At 60.7% G+C, this 26,107-nt stretch carries 28 protein-coding genes; 19 read left to right on the top strand and 9 right to left on the bottom strand.

What is annotated here, in order from left to right:
• Positions 1 to 61 precede the first annotated feature (61 nt).
• The 3 genes from QE453_RS12720 to QE453_RS12710 all read left to right on the top strand — a co-directional run bounded on the left by QE453_RS12720 (position 62) and on the right by QE453_RS12710 (position 2,756).
• Complete coding sequence (locus QE453_RS12720; protein WP_112553376.1) at positions 62 to 1,177, top strand: DnaJ C-terminal domain-containing protein; 1,116 nt, start codon at positions 62 to 64, stop codon at positions 1,175 to 1,177.
• 131 nt (positions 1,178 to 1,308) lie between these two features.
• A complete protein-coding gene (fabI, locus tag QE453_RS12715) occupies positions 1,309 to 2,127 on the top strand; it encodes an enoyl-ACP reductase FabI (RefSeq protein ID WP_004440350.1) in 819 nt (272 codons plus the stop codon).
• A 35-nt stretch (positions 2,128 to 2,162) separates the two neighbouring features.
• Entirely contained in the window at positions 2,163 to 2,756 is a 594-nt protein-coding gene (locus QE453_RS12710) for a histidine phosphatase family protein (protein WP_006699881.1), read from the top strand.
• 217 nt (positions 2,757 to 2,973) lie between these two features.
• On the opposite strand, the gene QE453_RS12705 is transcribed toward QE453_RS12710, so the two are convergent.
• The gene (locus tag QE453_RS12705; RefSeq protein ID WP_006699882.1) at positions 2,974 to 3,234 is read right to left on the bottom strand and encodes a DUF1344 domain-containing protein; all 261 of its coding nucleotides are present in this window, start codon (positions 3,232 to 3,234) and stop codon (positions 2,974 to 2,976) included.
• A 40-nt stretch (positions 3,235 to 3,274) separates the two neighbouring features.
• Here QE453_RS12705 and QE453_RS12700 point away from each other — a divergent pair, with 40 nt between their 5' ends.
• The 3 genes from QE453_RS12700 (at position 3,275) to ribB (ending at position 5,879) form a co-directional block, all read left to right on the top strand.
• A complete protein-coding gene (locus tag QE453_RS12700; RefSeq protein WP_168247062.1) occupies positions 3,275 to 3,571 on the top strand; it encodes a hypothetical protein in 297 nt (98 codons plus the stop codon).
• Between the two features lie 98 nt (positions 3,572 to 3,669).
• Positions 3,670 to 4,767, top strand: coding sequence for a chorismate synthase (gene aroC / locus QE453_RS12695; RefSeq protein WP_309777181.1), 1,098 nt, complete (start codon positions 3,670 to 3,672; stop codon positions 4,765 to 4,767).
• 11 nt (positions 4,768 to 4,778) lie between these two features.
• Positions 4,779 to 5,879 (top strand): 3,4-dihydroxy-2-butanone-4-phosphate synthase, encoded by a 1,101-nt coding sequence (gene ribB / locus QE453_RS12690; RefSeq protein ID WP_004440341.1) that lies wholly within the window; start codon positions 4,779 to 4,781, stop codon positions 5,877 to 5,879.
• Positions 5,880 to 6,148: 269 nt separating this feature from the next.
• Here the strand turns inward: ribB and QE453_RS12685 are convergent, their stop codons facing one another.
• Positions 6,149 to 7,345 carry a winged helix-turn-helix domain-containing protein gene (locus QE453_RS12685; protein ID WP_004440339.1) on the bottom strand — a complete coding sequence of 399 codons (1,197 nt, stop codon included), beginning with the start codon at positions 7,343 to 7,345 and terminating at the stop codon, positions 6,149 to 6,151.
• Positions 7,346 to 7,457: 112 nt separating this feature from the next.
• On the opposite strand from QE453_RS12685, the gene QE453_RS12680 reads away from it, so the two are divergent.
• The 7 genes from QE453_RS12680 to dxs all read left to right on the top strand — a co-directional run bounded on the left by QE453_RS12680 (position 7,458) and on the right by dxs (position 13,791).
• Positions 7,458 to 8,138 carry an energy-coupling factor ABC transporter ATP-binding protein gene (locus tag QE453_RS12680; protein WP_035209405.1) on the top strand — a complete coding sequence of 227 codons (681 nt, stop codon included), beginning with the start codon at positions 7,458 to 7,460 and terminating at the stop codon, positions 8,136 to 8,138.
• A complete protein-coding gene (locus QE453_RS12675) occupies positions 8,135 to 8,740 on the top strand; it encodes an energy-coupling factor transporter transmembrane protein EcfT (protein WP_309777177.1) in 606 nt (201 codons plus the stop codon). Before QE453_RS12680 ends, QE453_RS12675 begins: the two co-directional genes overlap by 4 nt.
• 31 nt (positions 8,741 to 8,771) lie before the next feature.
• Positions 8,772 to 9,335, top strand: coding sequence for a biotin transporter BioY (locus QE453_RS12670; protein ID WP_309777175.1), 564 nt, complete (start codon positions 8,772 to 8,774; stop codon positions 9,333 to 9,335).
• 25 nt (positions 9,336 to 9,360) lie between these two features.
• The gene (locus tag QE453_RS12665) at positions 9,361 to 10,296 is read left to right on the top strand and encodes a histone deacetylase family protein (protein ID WP_173614485.1); all 936 of its coding nucleotides are present in this window, start codon (positions 9,361 to 9,363) and stop codon (positions 10,294 to 10,296) included.
• Positions 10,297 to 10,298: 2 nt separating this feature from the next.
• Positions 10,299 to 10,553, top strand: a complete 255-nt coding sequence (locus QE453_RS12660; RefSeq protein ID WP_112553368.1) for an exodeoxyribonuclease VII small subunit — start codon at positions 10,299 to 10,301, stop codon at positions 10,551 to 10,553.
• Positions 10,554 to 10,846: 293 nt separating this feature from the next.
• Positions 10,847 to 11,770, top strand: a complete 924-nt coding sequence (locus QE453_RS12655; RefSeq protein ID WP_044458738.1) for a pirin family protein — start codon at positions 10,847 to 10,849, stop codon at positions 11,768 to 11,770.
• A 101-nt stretch (positions 11,771 to 11,871) separates the two neighbouring features.
• Positions 11,872 to 13,791: a 1-deoxy-D-xylulose-5-phosphate synthase gene (dxs, locus tag QE453_RS12650; protein WP_037090795.1), complete on the top strand. Its 1,920-nt coding sequence runs from the start codon at positions 11,872 to 11,874 to the stop codon at positions 13,789 to 13,791.
• A 42-nt stretch (positions 13,792 to 13,833) separates the two neighbouring features.
• On the opposite strand, the gene QE453_RS12645 is transcribed toward dxs, so the two are convergent.
• Entirely contained in the window at positions 13,834 to 14,196 is a 363-nt protein-coding gene (locus tag QE453_RS12645) for a nuclear transport factor 2 family protein (protein ID WP_244405189.1), read from the bottom strand.
• Between the two features lie 107 nt (positions 14,197 to 14,303).
• Between QE453_RS12645 and QE453_RS12640 the strand changes: the two genes are divergently transcribed.
• Complete coding sequence (locus QE453_RS12640) at positions 14,304 to 15,098, top strand: helix-turn-helix transcriptional regulator (protein ID WP_309777169.1); 795 nt, start codon at positions 14,304 to 14,306, stop codon at positions 15,096 to 15,098.
• A gap of 5 nt (positions 15,099 to 15,103) precedes the next feature.
• On the top strand, positions 15,104 to 15,418 hold the full coding sequence (locus QE453_RS12635) for a putative quinol monooxygenase (RefSeq protein ID WP_035209397.1): 315 nt from the start codon (positions 15,104 to 15,106) through the stop codon (positions 15,416 to 15,418).
• Here the strand turns inward: QE453_RS12635 and QE453_RS12630 are convergent.
• Complete coding sequence (locus tag QE453_RS12630) at positions 15,415 to 15,798, bottom strand: ACT domain-containing protein (RefSeq protein ID WP_044458735.1); 384 nt, start codon at positions 15,796 to 15,798, stop codon at positions 15,415 to 15,417. The two genes, QE453_RS12635 and QE453_RS12630, sit on opposite strands and share 4 nt — an antisense overlap.
• Before the next feature lie 87 nt (positions 15,799 to 15,885).
• Positions 15,886 to 16,338 (bottom strand): Lrp/AsnC family transcriptional regulator, encoded by a 453-nt coding sequence (locus QE453_RS12625; RefSeq protein WP_044458734.1) that lies wholly within the window; start codon positions 16,336 to 16,338, stop codon positions 15,886 to 15,888.
• A 121-nt stretch (positions 16,339 to 16,459) separates the two neighbouring features.
• On the opposite strand from QE453_RS12625, the gene QE453_RS12620 reads away from it, so the two are divergent.
• Positions 16,460 to 17,422 (top strand): nucleoside recognition domain-containing protein, encoded by a 963-nt coding sequence (locus QE453_RS12620; protein ID WP_136882478.1) that lies wholly within the window; start codon positions 16,460 to 16,462, stop codon positions 17,420 to 17,422.
• Positions 17,423 to 17,501: 79 nt separating this feature from the next.
• Here the strand turns inward: QE453_RS12620 and QE453_RS12615 are convergent, their stop codons facing one another.
• Positions 17,502 to 19,523, bottom strand: a complete 2,022-nt coding sequence (locus QE453_RS12615) for a methyl-accepting chemotaxis protein (RefSeq protein ID WP_244405193.1) — start codon at positions 19,521 to 19,523, stop codon at positions 17,502 to 17,504.
• Between the two features lie 272 nt (positions 19,524 to 19,795).
• Between QE453_RS12615 and QE453_RS12610 the strand changes: the two genes are divergently transcribed.
• Together QE453_RS12610 and QE453_RS12605 are read left to right on the top strand one after the other, a co-directional pair.
• On the top strand, positions 19,796 to 20,548 hold the full coding sequence (locus QE453_RS12610; RefSeq protein ID WP_309777167.1) for a TlyA family RNA methyltransferase: 753 nt from the start codon (positions 19,796 to 19,798) through the stop codon (positions 20,546 to 20,548).
• Entirely contained in the window at positions 20,545 to 21,795 is a 1,251-nt protein-coding gene (locus QE453_RS12605; RefSeq protein ID WP_309777165.1) for a class I SAM-dependent RNA methyltransferase, read from the top strand. Before QE453_RS12610 ends, QE453_RS12605 begins: the two co-directional genes overlap by 4 nt.
• 125 nt (positions 21,796 to 21,920) lie before the next feature.
• Here the strand turns inward: QE453_RS12605 and QE453_RS12600 are convergent, their stop codons facing one another.
• From QE453_RS12600 to QE453_RS12590, 3 genes are all read right to left on the bottom strand, one after another.
• Positions 21,921 to 22,238, bottom strand: a complete 318-nt coding sequence (locus QE453_RS12600) for a hypothetical protein (RefSeq protein WP_309777163.1) — start codon at positions 22,236 to 22,238, stop codon at positions 21,921 to 21,923.
• 89 nt (positions 22,239 to 22,327) lie between these two features.
• Complete coding sequence (locus QE453_RS12595; protein ID WP_112553351.1) at positions 22,328 to 23,086, bottom strand: crotonase/enoyl-CoA hydratase family protein; 759 nt, start codon at positions 23,084 to 23,086, stop codon at positions 22,328 to 22,330.
• Positions 23,087 to 23,096: 10 nt separating this feature from the next.
• The gene (locus QE453_RS12590; RefSeq protein ID WP_309777161.1) at positions 23,097 to 24,881 is read right to left on the bottom strand and encodes an acyl-CoA dehydrogenase; all 1,785 of its coding nucleotides are present in this window, start codon (positions 24,879 to 24,881) and stop codon (positions 23,097 to 23,099) included.
• Positions 24,882 to 25,102: 221 nt separating this feature from the next.
• Between QE453_RS12590 and QE453_RS12585 the strand changes: the two genes are divergently transcribed.
• The gene (locus tag QE453_RS12585) at positions 25,103 to 26,098 is read left to right on the top strand and encodes a transporter (protein ID WP_004440300.1); all 996 of its coding nucleotides are present in this window, start codon (positions 25,103 to 25,105) and stop codon (positions 26,096 to 26,098) included.
• Positions 26,099 to 26,107: the final 9 nt, after the last annotated feature.

The following is a 26,107-nucleotide window of genomic DNA, read 5'->3' as shown; positions in this document are numbered from 1 at the left end:
AGCTTCAGGATTGCGCCATGACGGGCGGCAGGCGCCTGAGCCAACGTAACTGGTGTTTCGCATGCGCGATCCATATTCGATCCTCGGCGTAAAACGTGACGCCCGCCACGAGGAAATCAAGGCCGCCTGGCGCACGAAGGCGAAAACCGTTCATCCGGACGCCAATCGCGACGACCCCGATGCCTCGGCGCGATTTGCCGAGATCGGACAGGCCTACGACCTTCTGAAAGACCCGAAAAAGCGCGATCTCTACGATCAGGCCCGCAAGGCTGCAGAAAAAAAGCAGCGCGATCAGACCATCATGCAGCAGCGGGAGGCCGCGCGCGAGGCGGCTGAACGCGCCAGGGCGGCCGAAAAGCTGATGGAAGAACTGGCCCGGGCGGACGCCCGCAACCGGACGCAGACCGGCCAGAAAACCGACGCCAGGACGGAAAGTGCCGAAGACATCGTCGAGCGGATTTTCGGCGCGGAGGCACAGAACGATCCCAAGGTACAGCAGGCGGCGGAAGCGGCAAAGGCTGCCGCAAGCGCCGCAAGAGGCGATACACCTGCCGCCGGCGAGGCCGCCCAGTCCGGCGCTGGCGATGACAGGGCGGCGCCCGTCTCGCTTGCCGCCAATCTCTTCAGCGCTCTCGTACGCCGGTTCCGCACGCCGCAACCAGCTCCCGAAAAGGCGCCCGATATCACGGCGGAGGCCATCGTCACGGTCGCCGATCTGCTGGAGCAAAAGTGGATTACCGTATCGCTTGCCGATGAACGAGAGGTTCGCTTCCAGCTGGAAGCCGGCATGACCGACGGACATGTGGTGCGGCTGAAAGGACAGGGGCTGAAGCTTCCGAACATGGCCCGCGGCGATCTCGCCGTGACATTGCTGACCGCGCGCGAGGACGCGTTTTCCCTTCGTGGCTTCGATATCCACACAACGTTGCCGATCTCGCTCAGCGATGCGGTTCTGGGCTGCGAAGCAAAGGTCAAGACGCCGCTTGGCGAGGAAAACATCACCATTCCAGCCTGGTCAGGCTCGGACCGCGCGCTCAGGATTGCCGGCAAGGGTCTTGCCGACGGCAATGGCGGCTCCGGCGATCTCGTCATCGAATTGCGCATCGTCCTGCACGAGAAGCCCGATGAAAAGGTGACGGACCTGATGCGCCACATGCGCGAAGGCCTTTATTTGTGAAAGTTTTGCGAATAACCGGGACAACGCACCCTTTGTTACGTTCCCTAACAGTTGATGATCCTTGGCAATCTTGAACAGGATTGCAGCCTATGCCATAGGCAGGACCGATCAAAAGTATTAGGGAGCATAAAATGGCTCAGGCATCCGGCCTCATGGCTGGCAAACGCGGCCTCATCATGGGTGTCGCCAATAATCGTTCCATCGCTTGGGGCATCGCCAAGGCCTGCGCCGACGCGGGCGCGGAAGTGGCTCTCACCTGGCAGGGCGATGCGCTGAAGAAGCGTGTCGAGCCGCTGGCCCAGGAACTCGGCGCCTTCATGGCCGGTCACTGCGATGTGACCGATCTCGAGACGATCGATGCGGTTTTTGCCAGCCTGGAAAAGCACTGGGGCAAGATCGACTTCGTCGTGCACGCCATTGCCTTTTCCGACAAGGATGAGCTGACCGGCCGTTACCTCGATACCAGCCGCGACAATTTCAACCGCACCATGGACATTTCCGTCTTCTCGCTGGCCGCCGTTGCCAAGCGGGCGGAGCCCGTCATGAATGACGGTGGTTCGATCGTGACGCTCACCTATTACGGCGCCGAAAAGGTGATGCCGAACTACAACGTCATGGGCGTGGCCAAGGCCGCGCTTGAGGCAAGCGTGCGTTACCTCGCCGTCGACCTCGGCAATCGCGGCATCCGCGTCAATGCCGTTTCCGCCGGCCCTATCAAGACGCTCGCTGCTTCCGGCATCGGCGACTTCCGTTACATTCTCAAGTGGAACGAATATAATGCGCCGCTGAAGCGCACCGTTTCGATCGAGGAGGTCGGCAAGTCGGCGCTTTACCTGCTCTCCGACCTTTCGACCGGCGTGACCGGCGAAATCCACCATGTCGATTCCGGTTACCACACCATCGGCATGAAGGCGGTGGATGCGCCTGACATTTCGGTGGTGAAGGACTGACGACAACCGGGAATGCTTGAAACTGGGGTATCGCCTTGCTCGTCTATGTGATCCGGCACGGACAAACGGACTGGAATGCGATACGCCGGCTTCAGGGCCAGAAAGACATTCCGCTCAATGATTTCGGCCGCCAGCAGGCGGTCGGCAATGGTCTGCTTCTCGCCCGCCTCCTGGGGGATCAGGCCGCGGATTTCGATTATGTAGCAAGCCCGCTCGGGCGCACGCGCGAGACAATGGAACTGATGCGCGGCGCGATGGGGCTCGATCCCAAGGCCTATCGCACCGACGACCGCCTCATCGAAGTTTCCTTCGGTGACTGGGAAGGGCAGACGTTGCCCGAGCTCAAGAAGGAATTTCCGGACCGGGTGAAGGCGCGCAAGGCCAACAAGTGGGATTTCATTCCCCCCGGCCAGGATGCCGAAAGCTATGAAATCCTCTCCTGGCGCATCGGCGCATGGCTCTCCTCCGTGGAGCGGCCGACCGTCTGCGTCTGCCATGGCGGCGTCATCCGCTCGATTTTCAGACTTGTTTCAGGCATGGACAAGGATGAGGCGTCGCGGACGCAAATCCCGCAGGACCAGATTTTAAAGGTCGAGATCGACAGGAACAGCGTGGAGTGGATTTCCTAGGGGCTGGCAGCTTTCCTATGATTGGCAGGACGTCGCAGCTTGTTTCTTCTCTCCCCTGGGGAGAGGTGGCCCGAAAGGTCGGATGAGGGGCAAAGTTGCCGGATTTCGGAGAGCTTGCCCCCTTATTCCGCTGCCGCGGACTTCTCCCCGTCGGGGAGAAGAAACAGGTGGCACCCGCTCGTTTCACAAAGGAGGTTTTGACTTGGTAGGCGGCTGCTTACTCCACAACCTGCAGATCGTCGACCACACGTTTCCCATCCACTTCTGTGTAGAAGACAACGACCTTCACGCCCGCTTTCAGACCTTCGAAATTGAATTCTTCCGGCACACGATAGGTCTTGCCGTCGTTCAGCGTGATACTTAGACCGTTCGCGTCGATCTTGCTGATCGTGCCTTCCACGTCGACGCTCTGGGCGAAGCCGTTGATCGGCATCAGGAGGTTGGCGGTGGCCAGAAGGGCGGCAATCATCATACGCATCGATCTAGCTTTCGTGGATTTGCGTGAAAACCTTACATGCATGAAGAATTGCCTTTCGAATGTGGCGGAAATTGCCCGCAACCATGACATTTTCGGCCCAATTGATGAACGGATTTCAAATCCTGTTCAAGCCGTTAGTGATTTTTACACCGCATTTTCCGGCAATATTGGAAAACTCGGGTTTAGGGTGGAAAACTCCGGCTCTTTTACAATTTCGTCATCTCAAAAAACCGTCGATCCGGTCGAATCACTTTCCGTCGCCCATGGCGGGACTGTCGTTTTTCGTCCTTTCGCGAGTCGTGGACGGTACGTCACCTTCTTATCGCGTTTGCGATGAAAGAAAGGCTTTTGCCTTGCCCGGATTTTCCACTAAGACAAATCCGCTTGTTTTAAACGGCGCTGTCCACAGGCGCCCCGTTTTCCGGTTTGAGAATTATGTCGCATAACAGTTTCGGTCATCTTTTCCGCGTTACCACCTGGGGAGAAAGCCACGGGCCGGCACTTGGCTGCGTGGTGGATGGTTGCCCGCCCGGCATCCGGTTTACCCTTGCCGAGGTGCAGCACTGGATGGACAAGCGCAAGCCGGGCCAGAGCCGCTTCGTCACCCAGCGGCGCGAGGACGATATCGTCAAGGTCCTTTCCGGCGTCATGCTGGATGAGGACGGCGAGACGATGACGACAACAGGCACGCCGATTTCCATGCTGATCGAAAATACCGACCAGCGCTCCAAGGATTATGGCGAGATCGCCAGGCGTTTCCGCCCCGGACATGCGGATTTCACCTATGACCTGAAATATGGCATTCGCGATTATCGCGGCGGCGGTCGCTCTTCCGCGCGCGAGACGGCGGCGCGTGTCGCTGCCGGCGCAATCGCGCGAAAGGTGGTACCCAGCCTCAACGTGCGCGGCGCGCTGGTGCAGATCGGCAAACACAGGATCAACCGCGACAACTGGGATTGGGATCAGGTCGATCAGAACCCGTTCTTCTGCCCTGATGCCGCCATGGTGCCCGTCTGGGAAGAATATCTCGACGGCATCCGCAAGGCCGGTTCGTCCATCGGCGCCGTTGTCGAAGTGATCGCCGAAGGCGTTCCGGCGGGTATCGGCGCACCGATCTACGCCAAGCTTGACCAGGATATTGCCTCCAGCCTGATGTCGATCAACGCCGTCAAGGGCGTGGAAATCGGTGAGGGTTTCGCCTCCGCCGAGCTTTCCGGCGAGGAGAATGCCGATGAAATGCGCATGGGCAATGACGGCAGGCCGATCTTCCTCTCCAATCATGCCGGCGGCATTCTGGGTGGCATTGCGACCGGCGAGCCCGTCATCTCGCGCTTTGCCATCAAGCCGACCTCGTCAATCCTGACCGAGCGCCAGTCGATCGACGCCGATGGCAACAATGTCGACGTCCGCACCAAGGGACGCCACGACCCCTGCGTCGGCATTCGTGCCGTGCCGATCGGCGAAGCGATGGTGGCCTGCACCGTTGCCGACCATTATCTGAGGGATCGCGGCCAGACCGGCCGGTTGAAGTGAGGTATTCCGCCATGGCCTATGACCAGAAACGCGTTGTCGATGCCATCCGCGCTTTCGAAGCCGGTGAAATCGTTGTCGTGACCGATGATGATGACCGTGAGAACGAGGGCGATCTGATCATTTCAGCGGTCCACTGCACGGCAGAAAAGATGGCTTTCATCGTGCGCCACACGTCAGGCATCGTCTGCGCCCCCATGCCGCGCGAAGAAGCCAAGCGCCTGAACCTCAATGCCATGGTGGCCGAAAATGACAGCGCCCATACCACGGCCTTCACCGTCAGCGTCGATTTCAAGCACGGCACCACAACGGGCATTTCCGCCGATGACCGCACGCTGACGGTGCGCAATCTCGCCAATCCCAATGTCGGAGCCGCCGATTTTACCCGGCCCGGACACATTTTCCCGCTCATTGCCCGTGAGGGCGGCGTCCTGATGCGCTCGGGACATACGGAAGCCGCCGTCGACCTCTGCAAGCTGGCAGGCCTGCCGCCGATCGGTGTCATCTGCGAACTCGTCAATGATGACGGCACCGTGACGCGCGGACCGCAGGTCACCGCCTTTGCGGAAAAACACCAGCTCAAGCAGGTGTCGGTTGCCGATCTGATAGCCTATCGCCAGCGCAAGGAAACGCTGGTGGAGATGGAATCCTCCTTCACCATTGAAACGCCCTTCGGCCCGGCCAGAGCGCAGACCTACTCCCTTCCCTGGGACCGGATGCAGCACATGGCGGTGATTTTCGGCGACATCAGGGACGGTGTCGACATTCCCGTGCGCCTGCACCCGGAAAACGTCGCTGACGACGTGTTCGGCGACCGCCAGCCGGTGCGGCACTACATGCAGAAGATCGCCGAGGAAGGCCGCGGCGTCATCGTCTATCTGCGTGAAGGCTCCGTCGGCGTCGGCCAGGTTGCGGGGCGGCGCAAGGCGCGCGACCCGGACGAGGCACACGCCCAGGCCCGCTCGCGGGAAAACGAATGGCTGGAAATCGGTCTCGGCGCGCAAATCCTCAAAGACCTCGGCATCAGCTCGATCAAGCTGATGACCACGCGCGAACGCCATTATGTCGGTCTCGAAGGATTTGGCATCAAGATTTCCGCGACGGATATCGGGTGAGCCTGGGTTTTGCCTGGTCTCGCCGCGCAATTGTGAGGCGAGCGGGTTCCGCCTGCTTCTTCTCGCCGTCGGGGAGAAGTCCGCGGCAGCGGGATAAGGGGGCTAGCTATCCGTAAATCTCTACCGTTGCCCCCTCATCCGACCCTTCGGGCCACCTCCTCCCCGGCGGGGAGAAGAAATATGCCGCAACGCCGCGCTACAATGCAGTATCACGGATCAATAACCTTGAGTCCGAGGGCACCTCTCTCGCAATCATCCGTGCGAAAAACTCAGTTTTCCTCCCGCCAGCCCTCCAGATAGTTCACGCTCTCGACCCCTGTGAACTTCGCAAGCCGCGACAATTCCGCATCGAGCTTTTCCAGCCGCCCGGCCGAAGCGCGCACGCCGGGCTCGAGCCACAGGCGGCGTACATCCAGAGTGCTGCCTTTGCGCTCCGCCTTCATGTCGATGCGACCGATCAGACGGTCGCCTTCCAGAAGCGGGAAAACATAATAGCCATATTGCCGCTTCGGCTCCGGCACGAAGACCTCGATGCGATAATAAAAGCCGAATAGCCGCTCCGTGCGGTTTCGGTCACGCAGCAAAGGGTCGAAGGGGCTCAGCACGCGAACGCGGGAGGACGGTTCCGGTACGTCCGTCAGGTCGGCAGTGAAATCGGCAAAGGCATAGGACTGGCGGGCAGTGTCGCCGTCACTTGCGAGAAGCGATACCTCGCACAATTCATCGCGATGGTTTTTGACCCAGTCTCTCGCCTCCTGCGGGGTGACGAGGTCGAAAAAGGCGGCGATTTCGCCGTGGGTGGCGAAACCCAGCCGTTTCAGCGCCTCGCGGCAGGCCCAGTCGACGAATTCGGCGTGCTCCACTTCGGTCTCGTGATGCTCACCGGGAATGACCCGTTCGGCCAGATCATAGACCTTCTGGAAGTTCACACGGCCGGCAATTGCAAGCTTGCCGGTGTGCCAGAGATATTCGAGTGCGGTCTTGGAGGGATGCCAGTTCCACCAGCCACCGGACTGGTGTCCCTCCTCTTTAAGCTCCCGCGCCAGCACCGGCCCGGTTGCGGCGATGCGCTCCAGCGTTTCGCCGAACGCGGCATCGAAACCCTCACCGTGCCATTTGCGCCAGCGTTCCTGAATGATCGGCTCGCGGCGGCGGAAGCGGTGTTTCCAATAGGGATAAAATTCCGTCGGCAGGATGGAGGCATCATGCGTCCAGTGCTCGAAAAGCGCGCGATCCTTTTCCAGCAGCGTGGTCAGATGGTTGCGCCTGTAGGTCTGGTTGCGGGAGAAAATAATCTGGTGATGGGCGCGCTCCACCGTGCCGATGCTGTCCACCTGCACGAAGCCGAGATCGGTGATGAGCTGCAGCAGCCCATCCTTGGAAAGCGCCTTGCCGGGCGGGGAGGAAAGGCCCTGCCGCGCCAGAAAAATTCGCCTTGCTGCTTCGTTCGAAACCTTGATTGTCATGGCCCAGAAGGTATGACGGCTTTTTCGCGAATGCAATGTTCTTTTTTTGTTCCTTGTTTCACTTCTGTTGATGACGGGATATAGAACCGGAAACGAGCGCGAGGATGTAAGTTTGGAAATCCGTTTCGATGCCGCCGGTGTCGTTTTCGAGGGCCGGCAGGTCCTGCAGCCGCTGTCCTTGACGTTGACGGAACGGCGTATCGGCGTAATCGGTCTCAATGGTTCCGGTAAGACCACCTTTGCCCGGCTGATCAACGGGCTGAACAAGCCAAGCGAGGGCAAGGTTTCGGTGAACGGTCTCGACACCGTGAGCGACGCCAGCGCCATCCTGCAGATGGTCGGTTTCATCTTCCAGAATCCCCAAAACCAGATCATCCTGCCGATCGTGCGCGACGATGTCGCCTTCGGGCTGAAGCGGCTCGGCCTCGGCAAGGCCGAAACTGAAAATCGGGTGAAGGTCGTTCTGGCCGGACTCGGCATCGCGCAGCTGGAAGACCGGCGCGCGCATGAGCTTTCCGGCGGTGAGCTACAGCTTGCAGCGCTTGCCGCCCTTCTGGTGACCGAACCGCAAATCCTCATTCTCGATGAGCCAACCAACCAGCTTGATCTCAAAAACCGCGCAGTCGTGGAAAGAACCATGGCGGCGCTGTCCCAGGCGCTGATTGTCATAACCCACGATCTGCCGTTGCTTCGGGGTTTCGACCGGGTGCTGGTTTTCCATGAGGGTGCGCTTATTGCAGATGCTGCACCTGAAGAGGCGGTGGCGCGCTATCTGGAGGTGGCGTCGCGATGAAATCGCTGCATGTCGAAGGAACGGGCTGGCTATACCGCGTCTCGCCGCGCCTCAAGCTTCTGACGCTCATGGGCTTCAGCATTGCATTGTTCCTCACCCGCGACTTGCTGGTTCTCGCATGCGCGATGGTTCTGGCCGCGCTAGTTCTGAGCGCGATGCGGCTGCCCCTCAAGGACATCGCCCTGCGGCTGCGGCCGGTGATGCTGACGATCTTCCTCGTCGCCGGCTTCAGCTATCTCCTGCTTCCGGCCCACGATGCCAGTGTCAATCTTATGCGGCTGACGGCACTTGCGTTGCTCGCCACCGCGGTCACCATCACCGTCAGCATTTCGCAGTTCATGGACGAAATTACACGTGCTGCCTCCCCGCTGGAAAGGCTGGGGCTGCTCAAGGCCGCCGATATCGGGCTTGCAGTCGGGCTGGTGGTGCGCTTCGTGCCTGAGATCGTCAACCGTTACCATGCGGTGCGCGATGCCCACCGGGCGCGTGGCCTGCCCGTGCGGATGGCGACCATCATCGTGCCGCTCGTCATTATGACGTTGAAGGATGCCGATGCCATTGCCGACGCCATTGACGCGCGCGGTTTCAGAGGCCAAAGCTGACGGCCAGACAACCATCCGGAGTTTCCGAGCCATGACGACCCGCGACCTTGTGCTGATTTCGCTGTTTTCCGCCATCATCATCGCGCTCGGGCTTTTGCCGCCGATCACGCTCGGTTTCATTCCGGTGCCGATTACCGCGCAGTCGCTCGGCGTCATGCTCGCCGGCGTCGTCCTCGGCGCAAAACGCGGCACGCTCGCGGTTCTGCTGACGATCCTGATTGCCGCCATCGGCCTGCCGGTGCTTTCGGGCGGACGTGGTGGTCTTTCGATCTTCACCACGCCGACAACGGGCTTCCTGATCGGCTGGATCGCATCCGTTTTCGTCACCGGCACGCTCTCGGAAAAACTCGTCAATCGCAGCCAGTCCGCTCTGGCGCAGGGTGTTGGCTTTTTCGTCGCCAGCCTGATCGGCGGCGTGGTCGTGCTTTATGCTTTCGGCATCACCTACCTGGCGGTGGTCGTCGGTCTCGGTTTTGAAAAGGCTTTCATGGGTTCGCTCGCCTTCATCCCGGGTGATGCGCTGAAGGCCGTGCTGGCAGCCCTTGCCGGCCGCGCCGTCATGGCGGGTTATCCGCTGCTGCCGCAGCGCGCCTGAAAACACTTTCTTCGGGAGGAAAAGAATGGCGACGCGTTTATACGAACATCCGATCTTCCTCGAGCATATCACGCCTTCCGGCCATCCCGAGCGGCCGGACCGCCTGCGGTCGCTGAACATCGCGCTCGAACATCCGAATTTCGAGCGCCTTGATCGCAAAGAAGCGCCTCAGGCCAATGAGGATGCGGTGCTGCTGGCGCATCCGGAAGAGCATCTGCTTGCCGTGATGCGACAGATTCCGGAAGAGGATAGCGAGATCAACCGCATTGAGGCCGACACTTACGTTTCGCAAAAAAGCCTGCAGGCGGCGCTGACCGGCATCGGCGCCGCAATGGCGGCAGTAGACGATGTCTTTACCGGCGCTGCCGACAATGTCTTCGTTGCAGCCCGCCCGCCTGGCCACCATGCCGAGACCGCCAAGGCCATGGGCTTCTGTCTTTTCAACAATGTGGCGATCGCCGCCCGCCACGCGCAGAAGGCGCATGGTGCCGAGCGCGTCGCCATCATTGACTGGGATGTGCACCACGGCAACGGCACGCAGGACATCTTCTGGAACGACACATCCGTGCTGTTCTGTTCCACCCACCAGATGCCGCTTTATCCGTGGAGCGGCGATAAAAACGAAACCGGCGTGAAGAACAACGTCGTCAACGCACCGCTTTCTCCGAACACCGGCAGCGAACATTTCCGCGAGGCATTCAAATCGCGCGTTTTGCCGGCGATTGCGGATTTTTCGCCCGATCTCATTCTCATCTCCGCCGGTTTCGACGCGCATCACCGTGATCCGCTGGCGCAGATCAATCTGGTGGGAGAGGATTTCGACTGGGCGACGGGCCGGCTTCTGGAGATGGCGGATAAATACACTTCGAATCGGGTCGTCAGCCTGCTGGAAGGCGGTTATGATCTGGAAGGGCTGGCGGAATCGGCAGCCATGCATATTTTGAGAATGATGAAGGGTTGAACATGACGGAAAATGCCAACACAGGCGATGTCAGCGGTTATTCGTTCGAAAAAGCCGTCGCCGAGCTGGAAAGCATTGTCGCACGTCTGGAACGCGGCGACGTGGCGCTGGACGAATCCATCGCCATCTATGAGCGCGGCGAAGCCCTGAAGAAGCATTGCGAAACGCTGCTGAACGCTGCCGAAAAGCGCATCGAGAAGATCCGTCTCGACCGCGCCGGCAAGCCGCAGGGTGTGGAGCCGCTCGACGGAGAGTGATTGCGTTTAGGGTGAGCGTTCGGACGGGATTCGATAAGGTAGCCACCTCCCGATTTAAACGCTCGACGTCATCCTCGGGCTTGTCCCGAGGATCTGCATTGATTTTCTTGACGTGTTTAGATCCTCGGGACAAGCCCGAGGATGACGGAGGAGAGGTTTGAGAACCTTCCCGGCCGTAAGGTGCTCTCACAATGTCGTGTTAACAAGGATCGTTGACGCTGCGTTCGATATCGCGATGCTCCCCTCCCCCTCGGTTATGCTAAACTCCCGCCAGACGATACGAGGAGCTGACCATGTCCTTCTTTCCCGGTAACGATCCCGTCGCGGGCGATGCCTTTGCCTGCGACGCCATCGAGAACCTCATCATCCCCCGCACCAGCGATATTGGCGGCTTTGCGGTGCGGCGCGCGCTACCGACGCGGCAGCGGCGGCTTGTCGGTCCCTTCATCTTTTTCGATCGCATGGGTCCGGCGATACTGAAGGCCGGTGAGGCGCTGGATGTGAAGCCGCATCCGCATATCGGGCTTTCCACCGTCACCTATCTGTTCGACGGCGAAATCAAGCACCGAGACAGTCTCGGCACCGAGCTTGTCATCCGCCCCGGCGACATCAACCTGATGACCGCCGGGCGCGGCATCGTGCATTCGGAACGCACGCCGGAAAACCTGCGCGGCCATCCGCTTTCCATGTCGGGCCTCCAGACCTGGCTTGCCCTGCCCGACCATATGGAGGAAATCGACCCGGCCTTTGCCCACACGGCAAAGGAAGAGATGCCGCTGATCGATATCAAGGGCGCGTCGGGTCGTGTAGTGATCGGTGAATTCGAGGGCCTCACCTCCCCCGTTGCGGCCTTCACGGATACGCTTTATGTCGACCTGACGCTGGAGCCGGGGGCAAAGTGTCCCTTTTCCGCCGATCATGAGGAGCGGGCGATCTATATTCTGTCCGGCTCGCTGGATGTGGCGGGCGATATCTTCGCCGCCGACCAGCTGCTCGTCTTCCGGCCGGGTGACGACATCACGCTTCAGGCCGGCAGCAATGGCTGTCACATCATGATCTTTGGCGGGGCAGCGCTGAATGAGCGCCGATACATCTGGTGGAACTTCGTTTCGTCATCAAAAGAACGCATAGAACAGGCCAAACAGGAGTGGAGAACGGGACGCTTCGACATCGTTCCCGGCGACGAAGAAGAGTTTGTCCCTTTGCCGGAAGGTTGAAATTCTATAGAAGTATACGACATGCATGGTTCACCCGGCGGCTTTCGCGATGAAAGACGTTCTCACGCGCCGCGCGGGGACCACCAGAAAAGGCCGAACGATTGACCGGAATGCCACAGACACCATTGCTTGACCGGGTGAATTTTCCCTCCGATCTCAAGGAGATCGATGATCGCGACTTGCCGGAACTGGCAAGGGAACTGCGCGACGAGATGATTGACGCCGTGTCGAAAACCGGTGGGCATCTGGGTGCCGGCCTTGGCGTGGTGGAACTGACGATTGCCATCCACAAGGTCTTCAACACGCCCGAAGACCGGCTGATCTTCGATGTCGGCCATCAATGTTACCCGCACAAGATCCTGACCGGCCGGCGTGATCGCATCCGCACGCTGCGGCAGGAAGGTGGCCTTTCCGGTTTCACCCGCCGTGCGGAAAGCGAATATGATGATTTCGGCGCCGGCCATTCTTCCACCTCCATTTCCGCCGGTCTCGGCATGGCGGTGGCGGCGGGTCTTGATGGCAGCGACCGCAAGGTCATTGCTGTCATCGGTGACGGTTCCATGTCTGCCGGCATGGCGTTTGAGGCACTGAACAATGCCGGCGCGCTCGATGCACGACTGATCGTCATCCTCAACGACAACGACATGTCCATTGCGCCGCCGACGGGCGCGATGAGCGCCTATCTGGCGCGTCTCGCCTCCGGCCGCACCTATATGGGTTTTCGCGATTTCGGCAAGAAGCTGACGGCGTATCTCGGGAAGACGATCGACCGCGCCATTACCCGCGCCGTGACCCATGCACGCGGTTACGTGACCGGCGGCACGCTGTTCGAGGAGCTTGGTTTCTATCACATCGGCCCGATCGACGGTCACTCCTTCGACCACCTTTTGCCGGTGCTGCGCAATGTGCGCGACAACCAGAAAGGCCCTGTCCTCATCCATGTGGTGACGCAGAAGGGCAAGGGTTATGCGCCGGCGGAAGCCGCAGCCGACAAATATCACGGCGTCAACAAGTTCGACGTCATCACCGGCGCGCAGGCGAAAGCCAAGCCGAATGCGCCGAGCTATACCAGCGTCTTTGCCGAGGCGCTGATCCAGGAAGCCACACTCGATGAGAAAATCATCGGTGTGACGGCCGCGATGCCCAACGGTACCGGCCTCGACAAGATGGCCGAGCTGTTCCCGGCGCGCACCTTCGATGTCGGCATTGCCGAACAGCATGCCGTCACCTTTGCGGCGGGGCTTGCGGCTGACGGTTACAAGCCGTTCTGCGCGCTTTATTCCACCTTCCTGCAGCGCGGTTACGACCAGCTGGTGCATGATGTGGCGATCCAGAGCCTGCCCGTGCGTTTCCCGATCGACCGCGCCGGTTTTGTCGGCGCCGACGGGCCGACCCATGCCGGCTCCTTCGACACCACTTTCCTCGCCACCCTCCCCGGCATGGTAGTTATGGCGGCCTCGGATGAGGCGGAGCTGAAACATATGGTCCGCACGGCGGCCGCCTATGACGAAGGCCCGATTTCCTTCCGCTATCCGCGCGGAGAAGGTGTCGGCGTCGAGATGCCCGCGCGTGGGGAGATTCTTCAGATCGGTAAGGGTCGCATCATCAAGGAAGGCACGAAGGTTGCCCTGCTTTCCTTCGGAACCCGCCTTGCGGAATGCCTGGCGGCGGCCGAAGACCTGGACGCCGCCGGTCTTTCCACCACGGTTGCCGATGCACGCTTCGCCAAGCCGCTCGATCTCGATCTCATCCGACAGCTTGCCGCCCATCACGAGGTTCTGGTGACGATAGAAGAAGGCTCGGTCGGCGGTTTTGGCGCACATGTGCTGCATTTCATGGCAAGCGCCGGCCTGCTCGATCACGGCCCCAAGGTGCGGACACTCACACTGCCCGACCAGTGGGTGGAACAGGCGAAGCCAGAGACCATGTATGCCAATGCCGGCCTCGACCGGGCCGGCATCATTTCCACGGTGTTCAATGCGCTCGGCCAGCGTCAGGCCGGAGTCGGTTTCGCCGGCTGACAAAACTGCCGGGATAGGAGGCGGGACTATCCCGCCTTTACCTCAGGATGCCGCGCCGTCGAGAAAACCAACGACATTTTCGATCCGGCCCTCGGCATCGTGGCTGACGACATCGGTGCCACCAGCCACATCGTCCCCTTCAGGCGAGATAAGGCGCCAGGAGAAACGGGTGAAGTTGCCGTGTCCGTCCGGGGTGCCGGCAAGAACGAAACGATATCCCGGAAATTTCTGCCGCACCGCCTCGATCATGGCGGCAATCCCCTGCTGGCCTTCGCCCTGCATCAGCGGATCGACGTAGCGCGTATTTTCTGCCCATGCCTGACCGATGAGGTGCCTGCGGCGTTCATTGTCTTCCTCATTCCAGGCTGCGAGATAGGTTTCGGCGATTGCGAGATGCTGCGTCATGATTGCGCTCCTTGTGGTTGACGGCCCAAACATGCCGGGGGTCGGGAAGCGGAACAATTACCTCCGAGGTAATCGCATCCGCGATATCTTCTGCTAGGCTGCGGGGCATGACACATCATCGAGAACATGTCGGCCAGGTGCTGAAGGAATGGCGAGCCCGCCGCAGATTGAGCCAGCTGGATCTGGCGGTGGAGGCTGAAATATCAGCACGCCATCTGAGCTTCGTTGAAAGCGGGCGATCATCGCCCAGCCGCGACATGCTGGTGAGGCTGGCGGAGCAGCTTTCGATGCCGGCCCGCGCCGCTAACCGGTTGATGCTGGCGGCGGGTTATGCACCCGTCCATTCCGAACGATCGCTGGATGCGCCCGATATGGCCGCGGCTCGGCAGGCCGTCGAGACCGTGGTGCATGGGCACATGCCCTTCCCCGCCCTTGCCGTGGACCGGCACTGGAACGTGGTTCTCGCCAATGATGCGATCACGTCGCTGCTTGTCGGTGTTTCCGAAGAACTGCTTGCCCCGCCGCTCAATGCATTGCGGCTGAGCCTGCATCCGCTGGGTCTGAGTTCACGCATCGTCAATCTGGCCGAATGGCGCCATCACCTGCTGGAACGCCTGCGCCGTCAGGTCGAGGAAACCGGAGACGAAGTGCTTTCTCGGCTGCATGCGGAGCTTGCGGCCTATCCCGCGCCAAAGGTCGCCCCGCATACCGCCGGGGCCGACCCTCTGGCCATACCGCTCCAGCTTCGCGATCCATCTTCGGGCGGCATATTGAGCTTCATTTCAACCACCACGGTTTTCGGGACGGCGACGGACGTCACGCTCTCCGAACTCGTGCTGGAGTGTTTTTATCCCGCCGACGCGGCAACCCGCAACGCACTGATGCAAGGCGCCAAGGAGTAAGACCCGTGCACACCACCTATCTTATCGGCTTTCAGGTCCGTCCAGCCCAGCGCGAACGTTTTCTGGAATTGCTAAATGCGCTGCTCGACGCCATGCGGCACGAAAAGACCTTCGTGAACGCAACCCTGCACCGGGATTGCGAAAACGAGAACCGGTTCCTGCTGCATGAGACCTGGACTGACCATCAGGACGTCATCGACGTTCAGATCCACCGGCCCTATCGGCAGGCATGGCACGATGCCCTGCCCGAGCTTCTGGACGCGCCGCGCGATATTTCCGTCTGGCATCCCATGCGGGCGGATCACGCTCACGGAGCTTAGATGCGCGAGTGCCCTGCATTTGCCAGCAGCTCAAACGTTTTCTCAAGATCTTTCGATTTGACCAGCAGGTGATCGCCATCGAAAGTGGAAACCACGAATATCCCGATGTCGTTGGTCGATAGCGGTTCGATCACCGAAAGCACGATGCCGGTCTCATCAAAGGCGAACGGGCCCTGAAGTTTGAGACAGTTCCAGCCGGTGTCGGCCTTAACATCATGAGGGATACGCTCCTGACGGCAAACGACGGAAAGCTCATCATCAGTCCGGCTGATGCTGAGAAAACCTGTGCCATCGGCCCAGGCTGGAATGGATGCATCGGCAGAAAGCCGGGCCACTCCGTAGGTGCCCTCAAGGAGCCTTAACTTAACGCGAGGCGCCATCTGTAAACTGCCTTCCCGAAAGCCAGACGCTTTCCTTGGGTTGAAGGGGAGGATCAAATGCCCACCCAGAAGGCCATATTATCAGTTTCAAAGCTTGATGGCCGTTTCTTCTTTCGCCGTCTTGATGACGACCATGGTGAAAAAGCGCGCCACATTGTGCTGATCGCGGAACAAGCGGTCGCACAGGGCGTCGAATTCTTCCATATCCCGCAGGCGTAACATCAGTACGACATCGCTTGCGCCGGTGACGGCATAGGCCTGCGACACCGCCTCCTCCGCGCAGGCAATATCCAGAAAGCGGCGCATCTGCTGCTCACCGTGCAGTTTCAGCTCCACCGTCACCAGAGCCTTGAGCACGCGTCCCGCCTTTGCCGGGTTGAGGATCGCCACGATGCGGTCGATCACGCCCGACTTGCGCAGCCGCTGCAGGCGGCGCAGGCAACTGGATGGCGACAGCCCGACTTCATCAGCCATATCCACATTGGTGCGCGAGGCGTCGTCCTGCAAAAGGTTCAGAAGTTTCCGGTCGATCCTGTCCATGCGGATAGCATATCGCCCGCCGCCATCTTTGCAATAAAATTGCATGAAACTGCAATCTCTGACCGCAAATGCGAACCGGCCGGGAGTAGTGGATGGAAACAACTTTCAGGGGAGCCTTCATATGTCAGTTCTACAGACCGTCTGGCAAAAAACGCGGGAAACGCTTGCAATTTACTGGGTGCTGGTACGGATCACGGTCCCGATCGCCATACTGACCGAGCTGCTATCAAGGATGGGGGCGATCGAGGCGGTGGCACCTGCTTTTGCGCCGGTCATGAACATCATCGGCCTGCCGCCTGAACTCGGCCTTGCCTGGCTGACCGCGATGCTGGTCGGCATATGGGGTGCCGTGCCGCTCATCTTCACGCTGGTTCCCGCGTCTTCACTGACCGTGGCTGATATTACCGTTTTTTCGGCGCTCATCCTGTTCGCCCATGGCTTGCCCATCGAACAGAAAATCATCGAAAAGGCGGGCCCCGGCATGATCGTCACGACGGGGCTGCGCGTCGGCGGCGGATTGCTTTATGCCTTTCTCCTGCACCAGCTTCTGGAATCGACCGGCTGGTTGTCGGGGCCGGTGAGCCCGGCCTGGATTGCGATGAGCGCCACGCCTGAATGGTCCGCCTATTTCCTCGGTCTCGGTGAAACCATGGCCTGGATGCTCGTCATCCTCCTTGCCCTTTCCCTTTGCCTTGAAATTCTCAGGCTGACCGGCCTGCTCGCGCTGATGATGAAAGCGCTCTCGCCCCTGCTGCGTCTTGCAGGCATTCGCGGCGAGGCCGAGCATCTCACTGCCATCGGGTTATTCCTCGGCATTTCCTACGGCGCGGGTTTCCTGATCCGCGAGGCGCAATCGGGGACGATATCACCGCGGCAGGTATTTCTGTCCTGCGTCTTCATGGGTTTTGCCCATAGCGTGATTGAAGACACGCTTGTGGTCATGTCGCTGGGTGCGGATGTCTACGGGGTTCTCGCCGGACGTCTCGTTTTCGCCATTGCCGCAACCGCCGTCATTGCCGCCCTGCTCCACCGCCTGTCGGATGAGCTTTTCTTTGCACGGATGTTCCGGCTACAGCGCGCCTAGGCGGCCTCCCATTTGAAAATGCCGACGCAAAAAGGGGGCCTTTCGGCCCCCGATCCGTAGGTTCAATCTGAAACCCCGCTCAGAACTCCGTCCAGTCCTGATCCTTCGCGGCCGGTGCTTCGGCAGCACCACCGAAGGCGCGGGCAAGGCTCTGGCCGAGTGCACGGGCCGGCGATGCGACAGGCCTTGCTGTTGCAGAGGCCGATTTTACCGGAGCCTTGCGGATCGGCGCGGCCGGCGAAGGCTGGAAGGCAGGCTTGGCCGAAGACGGGCGCGGAGCGGAATATCCGCCGGCGCTCGCAACGGCGGTGCGTGCGCCGCCCATCCTGAACTGGCCAAGCAGGCTGTTCAGCGCTTCCGCTTCGCGGGCCAGCGAATGGCTGGCGGCGGTCTGCTGCTCCACCATGGCGGCGTTCTGCTGCGTGCCCTGATCCATGGTGTTCACGGCCGTGTTGATTTCCTGCAGGCCGGTGGCCTGTTCGCGGGCAGCGACAACGATGGCGCTGACATGGGCGTTGATCTCTTCGACTTCCGAGACGATGAGTTCCAGCGCCTTGCCGGTTTCATCGACGAGATTGACGCCGTTTTCCACCTGCTGGCTGGAAGCGCTGATCAAGGTCTTGATTTCCTTGGCGGCATTGGCCGAACGCTGGGCAAGTTCACGGACTTCCTGCGCGACCACCGCAAAGCCCTTGCCGGCATCACCGGCGCGGGCGGCTTCCACACCGGCATTCAGCGCCAGGAGGTTGGTCTGGAAAGCGATATCGTCGATGACGCCAATGATGTTGCCGATTTCGCCCGAGGACTTCTCGATCTCGCGCATGGCGGCAACCGCCTTGCGGACCACAACACCCGACTTTTCCGCACCGGCGCGGGCGCGCTGGACCAGATTGCCGGCATCTTCCGCACCACGGGCGCTATCACGCACGGTGGTGGTGACTTCTTCGAGCGCCGCAGCGGTCTCTTCGATGGAGGCCGCCTGCTGTTCGGTGCGGCGCGACAGGTCGTCGGCGGCGGAGAGCATTTCCGAAGCGCCGGCATTGATGGCGGCCGCGTTCTCGCCGACCGTGCGCAATGCCTGCTGGAGTTTTTCGACGGCGCTGTTGAAATTCACACGAACCGGATCAATCGCAGGCGCAAAAGGCGTTTCAATGCGATAGGAAAGATCGCCATCCGCGAGAGCCGCAAGGCCCTTGCCAAGCTCGGCGCTGGCAAAAGCGCTGGCGGCCTCGTCCCTGGCTTTTTCTTCCTCGGTGCGGCGACGTTCTGCTTCCGTCGCGGAGCGCATGCGATCGGTCTCACCGGCAAGGCGAGCTTTTTCAAGCCCGGCTTCCTTGAAGACCATTACAGCCTTTGCCATCTTGCCGACTTCGTCGCCACGATCCGTGGCCGGAACTTCCGTCGTCAGATCGCCATCGGCAAGCCGGCTCATCGCCGCTGTCATGCCGACGATGGGCGTAACGATGGAGCGCGAAAGCGCCCAGATCAGGATCACGGCGAGAAGGCCGGCGACGGCGCCACCGCCGAGAAGGGCATATTCCAGCTTGCGGGCAGCAGCCTGCTGTTCTGCAGCGTAAGCGGTGGACAGGCCATTCAGCTGTTCCTTGATCTTGGCGGCCGAGGCGCGGAAGCCGTCAAGCTGGCCCTTGGCCTGATTACGGCCGATTTCGATGATTTCGGAAATCGGCGCTTCGGTCGTTTTGCGTGCGGCGATCTGCGGTTCCGCCAGTTCCTTGAAGAACACGGTGGCGGATTTCTGCATGTCGTCGATGGATTTCAGGATGTCCGGCTGGCCGGCAGCAAGGGCGCGCGCTGCATCAAGCTTCTTCAGCATGATATCGCGCTGGGCGAACACGTCATTATAGGTGCTGTCACTGCGGAACAGCAGGAAGCCGCGCTGATTGACGGCCTGTTCCAGCATGGCTGCCGTCGCGCCATCCACGGCCTGGATGATATCCTTGGTGCGGTTGTTTTCAATCGTGACACGCTCGCTCCCCAGCGTCTGCCAGAATACGACCGCGGAAGCGAGCAGGCACACGCCCATCAAGGCACAGAAGGTGGCTATGAGCTTCAGATTAATGGGGAGATTTTTCAGCGACATCGCAAACTCTCTCGGCGACCCGATGCCTCGGAGCAAGCGTCTGCGCTGCAACGGCCGCAATTTCAGAAATGGGAGAAGATGCCATCATGGCGGGTTCCGACCGGCCGCACGGGCCTTGGCACACCCTGCAATACAAGCCTTTATATTGGATTAATCTGATATGCTGATTTGCGGCGCAAAAGCCTCATAAGTCCGTGGCTCAGGCGCTGTCGGCTCCGCATCGCGATAAATCGCTTGCATCGGCGGAGTTTGGCAGTCATTGACACGGGATCATGTCCAAAACACCTGAAAATGAACGGCTTGACCAGCTTCTCGTGTCGCTCGGCCACTTCGCCAGTCGCTCGCGTGCGCGCGACGCGATTGCGCGCGGCACCGTGAGCGTCAACGGCAAGACCGTCACCAAACCGAGCCAGACCGTCGCCGGCAATGCCGAGATCGCCATCAGCGATCCAGCGCAGGCCTATGTTTCCCGCGCAGCTCTGAAACTCGTGGCCGCACTCGATCATTTCGGGCTCGATCCTTCCGGCCATCACTGTCTTGACGTCGGCGCTTCCACAGGCGGTTTTACCGAGGTGCTGCTGGAACGGGGCGCCAGCCACGTCATCGCCATCGATGTCGGCCACGGGCAGATGCATGTAAGGATCGCGAACGATCCGCGTGTCACCAATCTGGAGGGGCTGAATGCCCGCTTCCTGACGGCGGACGATATTGATGACCAGCCCATCGGCTTCATTGTCTCGGACGTGTCCTTCATTTCGCTGAAGCTCGCGCTCGCCCCGGCGCTCGATCTTGCTGAGCCGGGTGCTCGTGCTGTCCTGTTGGTGAAACCGCAATTCGAGGCAGGGCGTGACGCCATCAGCAAGGCCGGGCTTCTGAAGGAACCCGAAACCGCGCCCGCAGTGGCGGCCGAACTGGAGCGCTGGCTGACGGAGGACATGGGCTGGAAAAGTCTCGGCCTCATTCCCTCGCCGATTTCCGGCGGTGACGGCAATGTCGAATTTCTTCTCGGAGGCGAAAAGCCATGAGCACACAAACCGTCACCATCAAGAGCCTCGGCGCCCAGGGCGATGGCATTGCGCACTGTCCCGACGGCCCGGTCTATGTGCCCTTCGCGTTGCCTGGCGAGACGGTCGCCATCGCCAAGGTGAAGGATCACGGCACCGTCATGTCGATTACGGAAGCCTCACCCGAACGCCGTACACCCGCCTGCCGCCACTTCGGCCCGGAGGGCAAGAATGGCACCTGCGGCGGCTGTTCGCTGCAACATCTCGCCGACGAGCCTTACCATGCATACAAGCGGGAACTGGTGGTCTCGGCACTGAAATCGAAGGGCTTGACGCCCGATGTGGATAATCTCGTCATCTGTCGCCCCGGCGAGCGCCGCCGTGCGGTGTTCGCCGCCCGCAAGACGGAAAAGGGCCTGCTGCTCGGCTTCAGCCGGGCGAACAGCCACCACATCGTCGCCATTGAGGAATGTCCCGTCACCTCGCCCGGCATCGTCTCGCGACTGGATGCCATCCGCGCCATCGGACTTTCAATGGTGGCGAATGCGGAACCCTTCCGGATGACGGTGCTGGAGACCCTTTCCGGCCTCGATATTTCCGTCGACGGCATCAAGTCGGTCAGCGACAAGCAGCGCCGCACGCTCACGGAAACGGTTCTTGCCATGCGCGGCATTGCGCGTGTTTCACTGTCGGGGGAAATATTGATCGAGCCCCAGAAGCCGATCATCGAGTTTGGCGGGGTGGCGGTATCGCCCCCGGCCGGCAGCTTCACGCAGGCGACGAAGCAGGCGGAGGACGCCATGGCGGAGCTGGTGCTTGCCCATGTCGGCAAGTCCAAACGCATTGCCGATCTCTTCTGCGGCTCCGGTACATTTGCGCTGCGGCTTGCGCGCGTTGGCAAGGTGCATGCGGTGGAGGCGGAAGACAAGCCGCTGAAGGCGCTGGATTTCGCCGCCCGCAACACGCAGGGCCTGAAGCCGGTCAGCGTCGAGAAGCGCGATCTCTTCCGCCGCCCCCTGATGACAAGCGAGCTCAAGAATTACGACGCCGTCGTCTTCGATCCGCCACGCGCGGGCGCGGAATTCCAGTGCAAGGAACTGGCACGTAGCACGGTAAAGAAGATCGTGGCCGTGAGCTGCAACCCGCTGACACTGGCGCGCGATCTCGCCATCCTGACCGAGGGCGGCTATCGCATCACCCGCGTCACGCCGGTCGACCAGTTCCTGTGGTCGCCGCATGTGGAAGCCGTGGCGACGCTGGAGAAATAAGCAATCCGGGCGGAGAGCCGCTCAGCGACGCTGAGGCAACGCAACGATTCATATGCCCGCAATCCCAACAGCTCTCATTCCTGTGCTTGTCACAGGAATGAGAGTGGAGATGAAGCCTGGGAGTCTTACCAGGTCGTATCGACCGTGCCGTTGCCCACCACGCCCGAGCAGCGGCAGGCACCGCCCACACGGCCGCGCTCCAGCGGGCAGATATAGGGCCGACGGCGGTTGGCGCTGTCCGGGGGGGTGATGACGCAGACGAAACGCGCGCGGCGCTGGCGGTCGCGGTTATTGCCGGAATAGAAGTTCGGACTATCGTCGTCCGTGGACTGCGCCAGAATGACATCGTTGGTGGAAGCCGCTGGAGCGCGTGTCATCGCCGCCGCTTCAGCAATCGTCGCGGCGGATAGGAAGACAGTCAGGGCGAAAACGAAGTGACGCATGTGGGTGGCCTTCGGACAATGACGGTGCGTTATCTAACCCAAGCCATATTGCCCGGTTTCTTAATCGCAAGGAATTCCTGCCCGCACACTTAACGACGCATGAATGCCTCGAAGGCGGCGCGCGCTTCGGCACTTTGCAGCTGCGCGATGAAATGACGACCTTCCTCTTCGATGCGGGCGAGAATATCGGCGGGGTTGCCGCGGACCAGATCGCGAGCGATCTTCAGCGCCTGCTGCGGTTTGGCGGCAAGGCGGGTGGCAAGCGCCAGCGTTTCGGCTTCGACATGTTCCGGGGCAACGACTTTCCAGATCAGCCCGGCCTGCAATGCCTGCTCGGCGGAAAAACCCTCACCCATCGCGAGCAGCGCAAAGGCGCGCTGGTGGCCGATGAGCCTTGGCACGAGCAGGCTGGAGGCCGCTTCCGGCACCAATGCGAGATCCACGAAGGGTGTCTTGAACAGGCTGCGGCTGGAAGCGACCGTCAGGTCGCAATGCAGGTTCAGCGTCGTGCCGATGCCGATGGCGAGCCCATCGACACCGGATACCAGCGGTTTTTCGAAGGCGACCAGCGCTTTCAGAAGTTCGAGGGCAGCGAGCTTGCCCTTTCCACCTGACATGGCGAAGGCGAGAAAATCAGCCATGTCGTTGCCGGCGGAAAAGCAGCCTTCCGTGCCGAGAAAGGCAACGACGCGGATGTCCGGATCCGTATTGGCGGAGTGCAAAGCCTCGGCCATGCGCAGATACATGGCATCGGTGATGGCGTTTTTCTTTTCCGGTCGGTTGAAGCGGATGGTCAGAACGTCAGGCGCATGGCCGATACGCGCGACAAGAATATGTTCGTCCGACATCTGAAGCTCCTCAAGCCAAAACAGTACGGGCGGCGGCAAGGCTTGCCGCGCCTGACATAATGCGGTCCTTCAGCGCCGCCGTTTCCGCCAGCAGGTTTTCCGCCGCGAAACGGCAAAGCGCGGCACGATGCCCGCCCCTGCCATCATCGACAGAGACCAATGCGCCCTTGGCGAGATAAGCGCCCGTCAAGGCCAGACCGAAGAGACGCTGATAGGGCGTGGCGCCCGCAAGTGCCATCTCGGTTTCGCCCGCCTTGATGCGGGAGAGCAGCCAGTCGGTTGCCGTTTCCAGATCGGTGAGGCTGGCATCGAGATAACGGGCGGTCTCTCCGAGATCGTCACGGTTCGATGCAGCCGTGCGGGCGGCGATCTCACGCAGTTCGGCGATGAAACCGCGGACCTGCGCGCCCTCGGAGAGCGGCAACTTGCGCAGGACCAGATCGATGGCCTGAATGCCGTTGGTGCCCTCGTAGATCGGCGCGATGCGGGCATCACGCAGATAACGCGCCGCGCCGGTTTCCTCGATGAAGCCCATGCCGCCATGCACCTGAATGCCCATGGATGCGACATCGACACCGGCATCGGTGGAAAAGGACTTGGCGATCGGTGTCAGAAGGGCAGCGCGCTCCTGCCAGTGAGCGCGCTGCCGGGCGTCTTCAGTCGCATGCGCCATGTCGATGGCGTGCGCGCAGCTGAAGGAAATCGCCCGTGATCCTTGCGTCAGCGCCTTCATTGTCAGAAGGGTTCTCACTATATCAGGATGTTCGATGATCGGGCTCATGCCCGAACCCTGCCAGCCGGGCGCCTTACCCTGCGTGCGTTCCCTCGCGTATTCGATCGCCTTCTGGGTCGCCGCCTCGCAGATCGCCACGCCCTGCATGCCAACGGCAAGGCGGGCGTTGTTCATCATGGTGAACATGCAGGCGAGGCCTTTGTTCTCCTCGCCGACCAGCCAGCCGAGCGCACCCTTTTCGTCACCAAATTTGCCGTCACCGAAGATCATGGTGCAGGTCGGCGAACCGTGAATACCGAGCTTGTGTTCGAGAGAGTGGCAGAAAAGATCGTTGCGGCTGCCCGGCGCGCCGTTTTCATCGGGCAGGAATTTTGGCACGAGGAACAGCGAAATGCCACGCGTTCCCGCCGGCGCATCCGGAAGACGGGCGAGAACGAGGTGGATGATATTATCAGCCGCGTCGTGTTCACCCCAGGTGATGAAAATCTTCTGGCCGAAGATGCGGTAGGTGCCGTCACCATTGCGCTCCGCCCGGGTCTTCAGGACACCAAGATCGGAACCCGCATGCGGCTCGGTCAGGTTCATCGTACCGGTCCATTCGCCGGAGACGAGTTTCGGCAGATAGCGTCGCTTGAGATCGTTGCTGCCGTGGGCAACGATGGCTTCCACCGCGCCCATTGTCAGCGTCGGTGCCAGCGCAAAGGCCATGGAGCCGGAATTCCACATTTCGAGCGCTGCAACATTCAGCATATGCGGCAGGTTCTGGCCGCCGAATTCTTCCGGGGCAGTCAGGCTGTTCCAGCCCGCCGCCGCCCAGCGACGGTAAAGATCGGCCCAGCCATCGGGCGTCGTCACCTTGCCATCGGCAAGTTTTGCGCCCTGACGGTCCCCGATTTCGGCGAGCGGCGCGACCTCTCCGGTGGCGAAACGTCCGGCTTCCTCCAGAATGGCATCGACGAGATCTTCACTCAGATCTCCCAGCACACCCCTGGAAAGCGCGTCTCCGAGACCCGCTACATGTTTGAGTGTAAAGGCGATATCATCCACCGGCGCGCTATACATGCTGCCTCCTCCCGAAGCTCTTGTATCCTGCTACTGCCTTCGGGCTAAATGATTTTTACGTAAACGTCAATTTGAAAATTCCCGGTATTTCGACGGGCTTGTTATAAAACTGTCATATGAATTTGCTCAGCATGTTGACGGTGCCCTGACGCGCTCCTTTCGCCTCCTCCTGGTGCGACGGGCACCCATCTCCTCCCATCCCGCCGATCAGGACTGCCACGATGGACCTCATAACGCCCACCATTCCCGGCCTCGTGTGGGCCTATCAATTTCAACCCGGGAAGGCCCCATGCCGCAGGCTGGCGCCCGATGCCGGCTTTGACGAGATGGCGGGACGCGATGGGTTCTTCTGGCTGCATCTCAATCTCGCCGATCAGCGCGTGGCGGGCTTTCTGGAGACGGTTGAGGGGCTCGATCCGGCAGCACGGGCAAGCCTCACCACCCACGAAACGCATCCGTCCATTGTTGTCGACGAAAAATCGCTCTACGGCACCCTGGTCGATTTCCAACGGGAATTCGACAAGGAAACGCGCGATTTCGGCTGGCTGCATTTTGCGGTGAGCGACCGTTTCATCATCACCACCCGCCTTCAGCCGCTGCATTCGGTAGACCGGCTAAAGGCGGCAGTCGACAAGAACTCCAACCGCTATCTCACACCTTCCCACGTCTTCGAAGGCCTTGTCGCCGAATTCCAGCGCTCGCTGATCAATCTGGTCATGGAGACGACGGAAGAACTGAACGCCATCGAGGATCTGGTCTATGACAGCGAGACCCGCGACGAAAGGCGACGACTCGCACCGCTGCGCCGCACGGTGGTGCGCCTGCACCGGCATTTGCGCACCGTCCTCACCCTGATGCGGCGGGCTTCGGCCGCGGATGACGACGAGATGCCTGACGGTTTCGAGGATGTCGCCTCACGGCTGATGGGGCGCCTCGAGGCTGTCGATCATGACGTCTATGCCCTGCAGGAGCGCGCAAGGCTGCTTCACGAAGAAATCGATTCAAAACTCTCGTCTGAAACCAACCGGCATCTCTATATACTGTCGCTGATGACGGCGTTCCTGCTGCCACCGTCGCTGGTAACCGGCTTTTTTGGCATGAACACGGATGAGCTGCCGTTCACGGTCGGTACCGGTGGCACCATGGCGGCCAGCATCTTCATCGTCATCTCGGTCGTGCTCGCCTGGTTCGTATTGAAACGCGCGCGTATCCTGTGACAGCAAAAA

It is taken from the genome of Agrobacterium sp. SORGH_AS_0440, from assembly GCF_031453135.1.
GTDB classification, from domain to species: Bacteria; Pseudomonadota; Alphaproteobacteria; order Rhizobiales; family Rhizobiaceae; genus Agrobacterium; species Agrobacterium pusense.
Note: the sequence above shows the minus strand (reverse complement) of the source record. Positions and strands in the feature narration are given on the sequence as shown.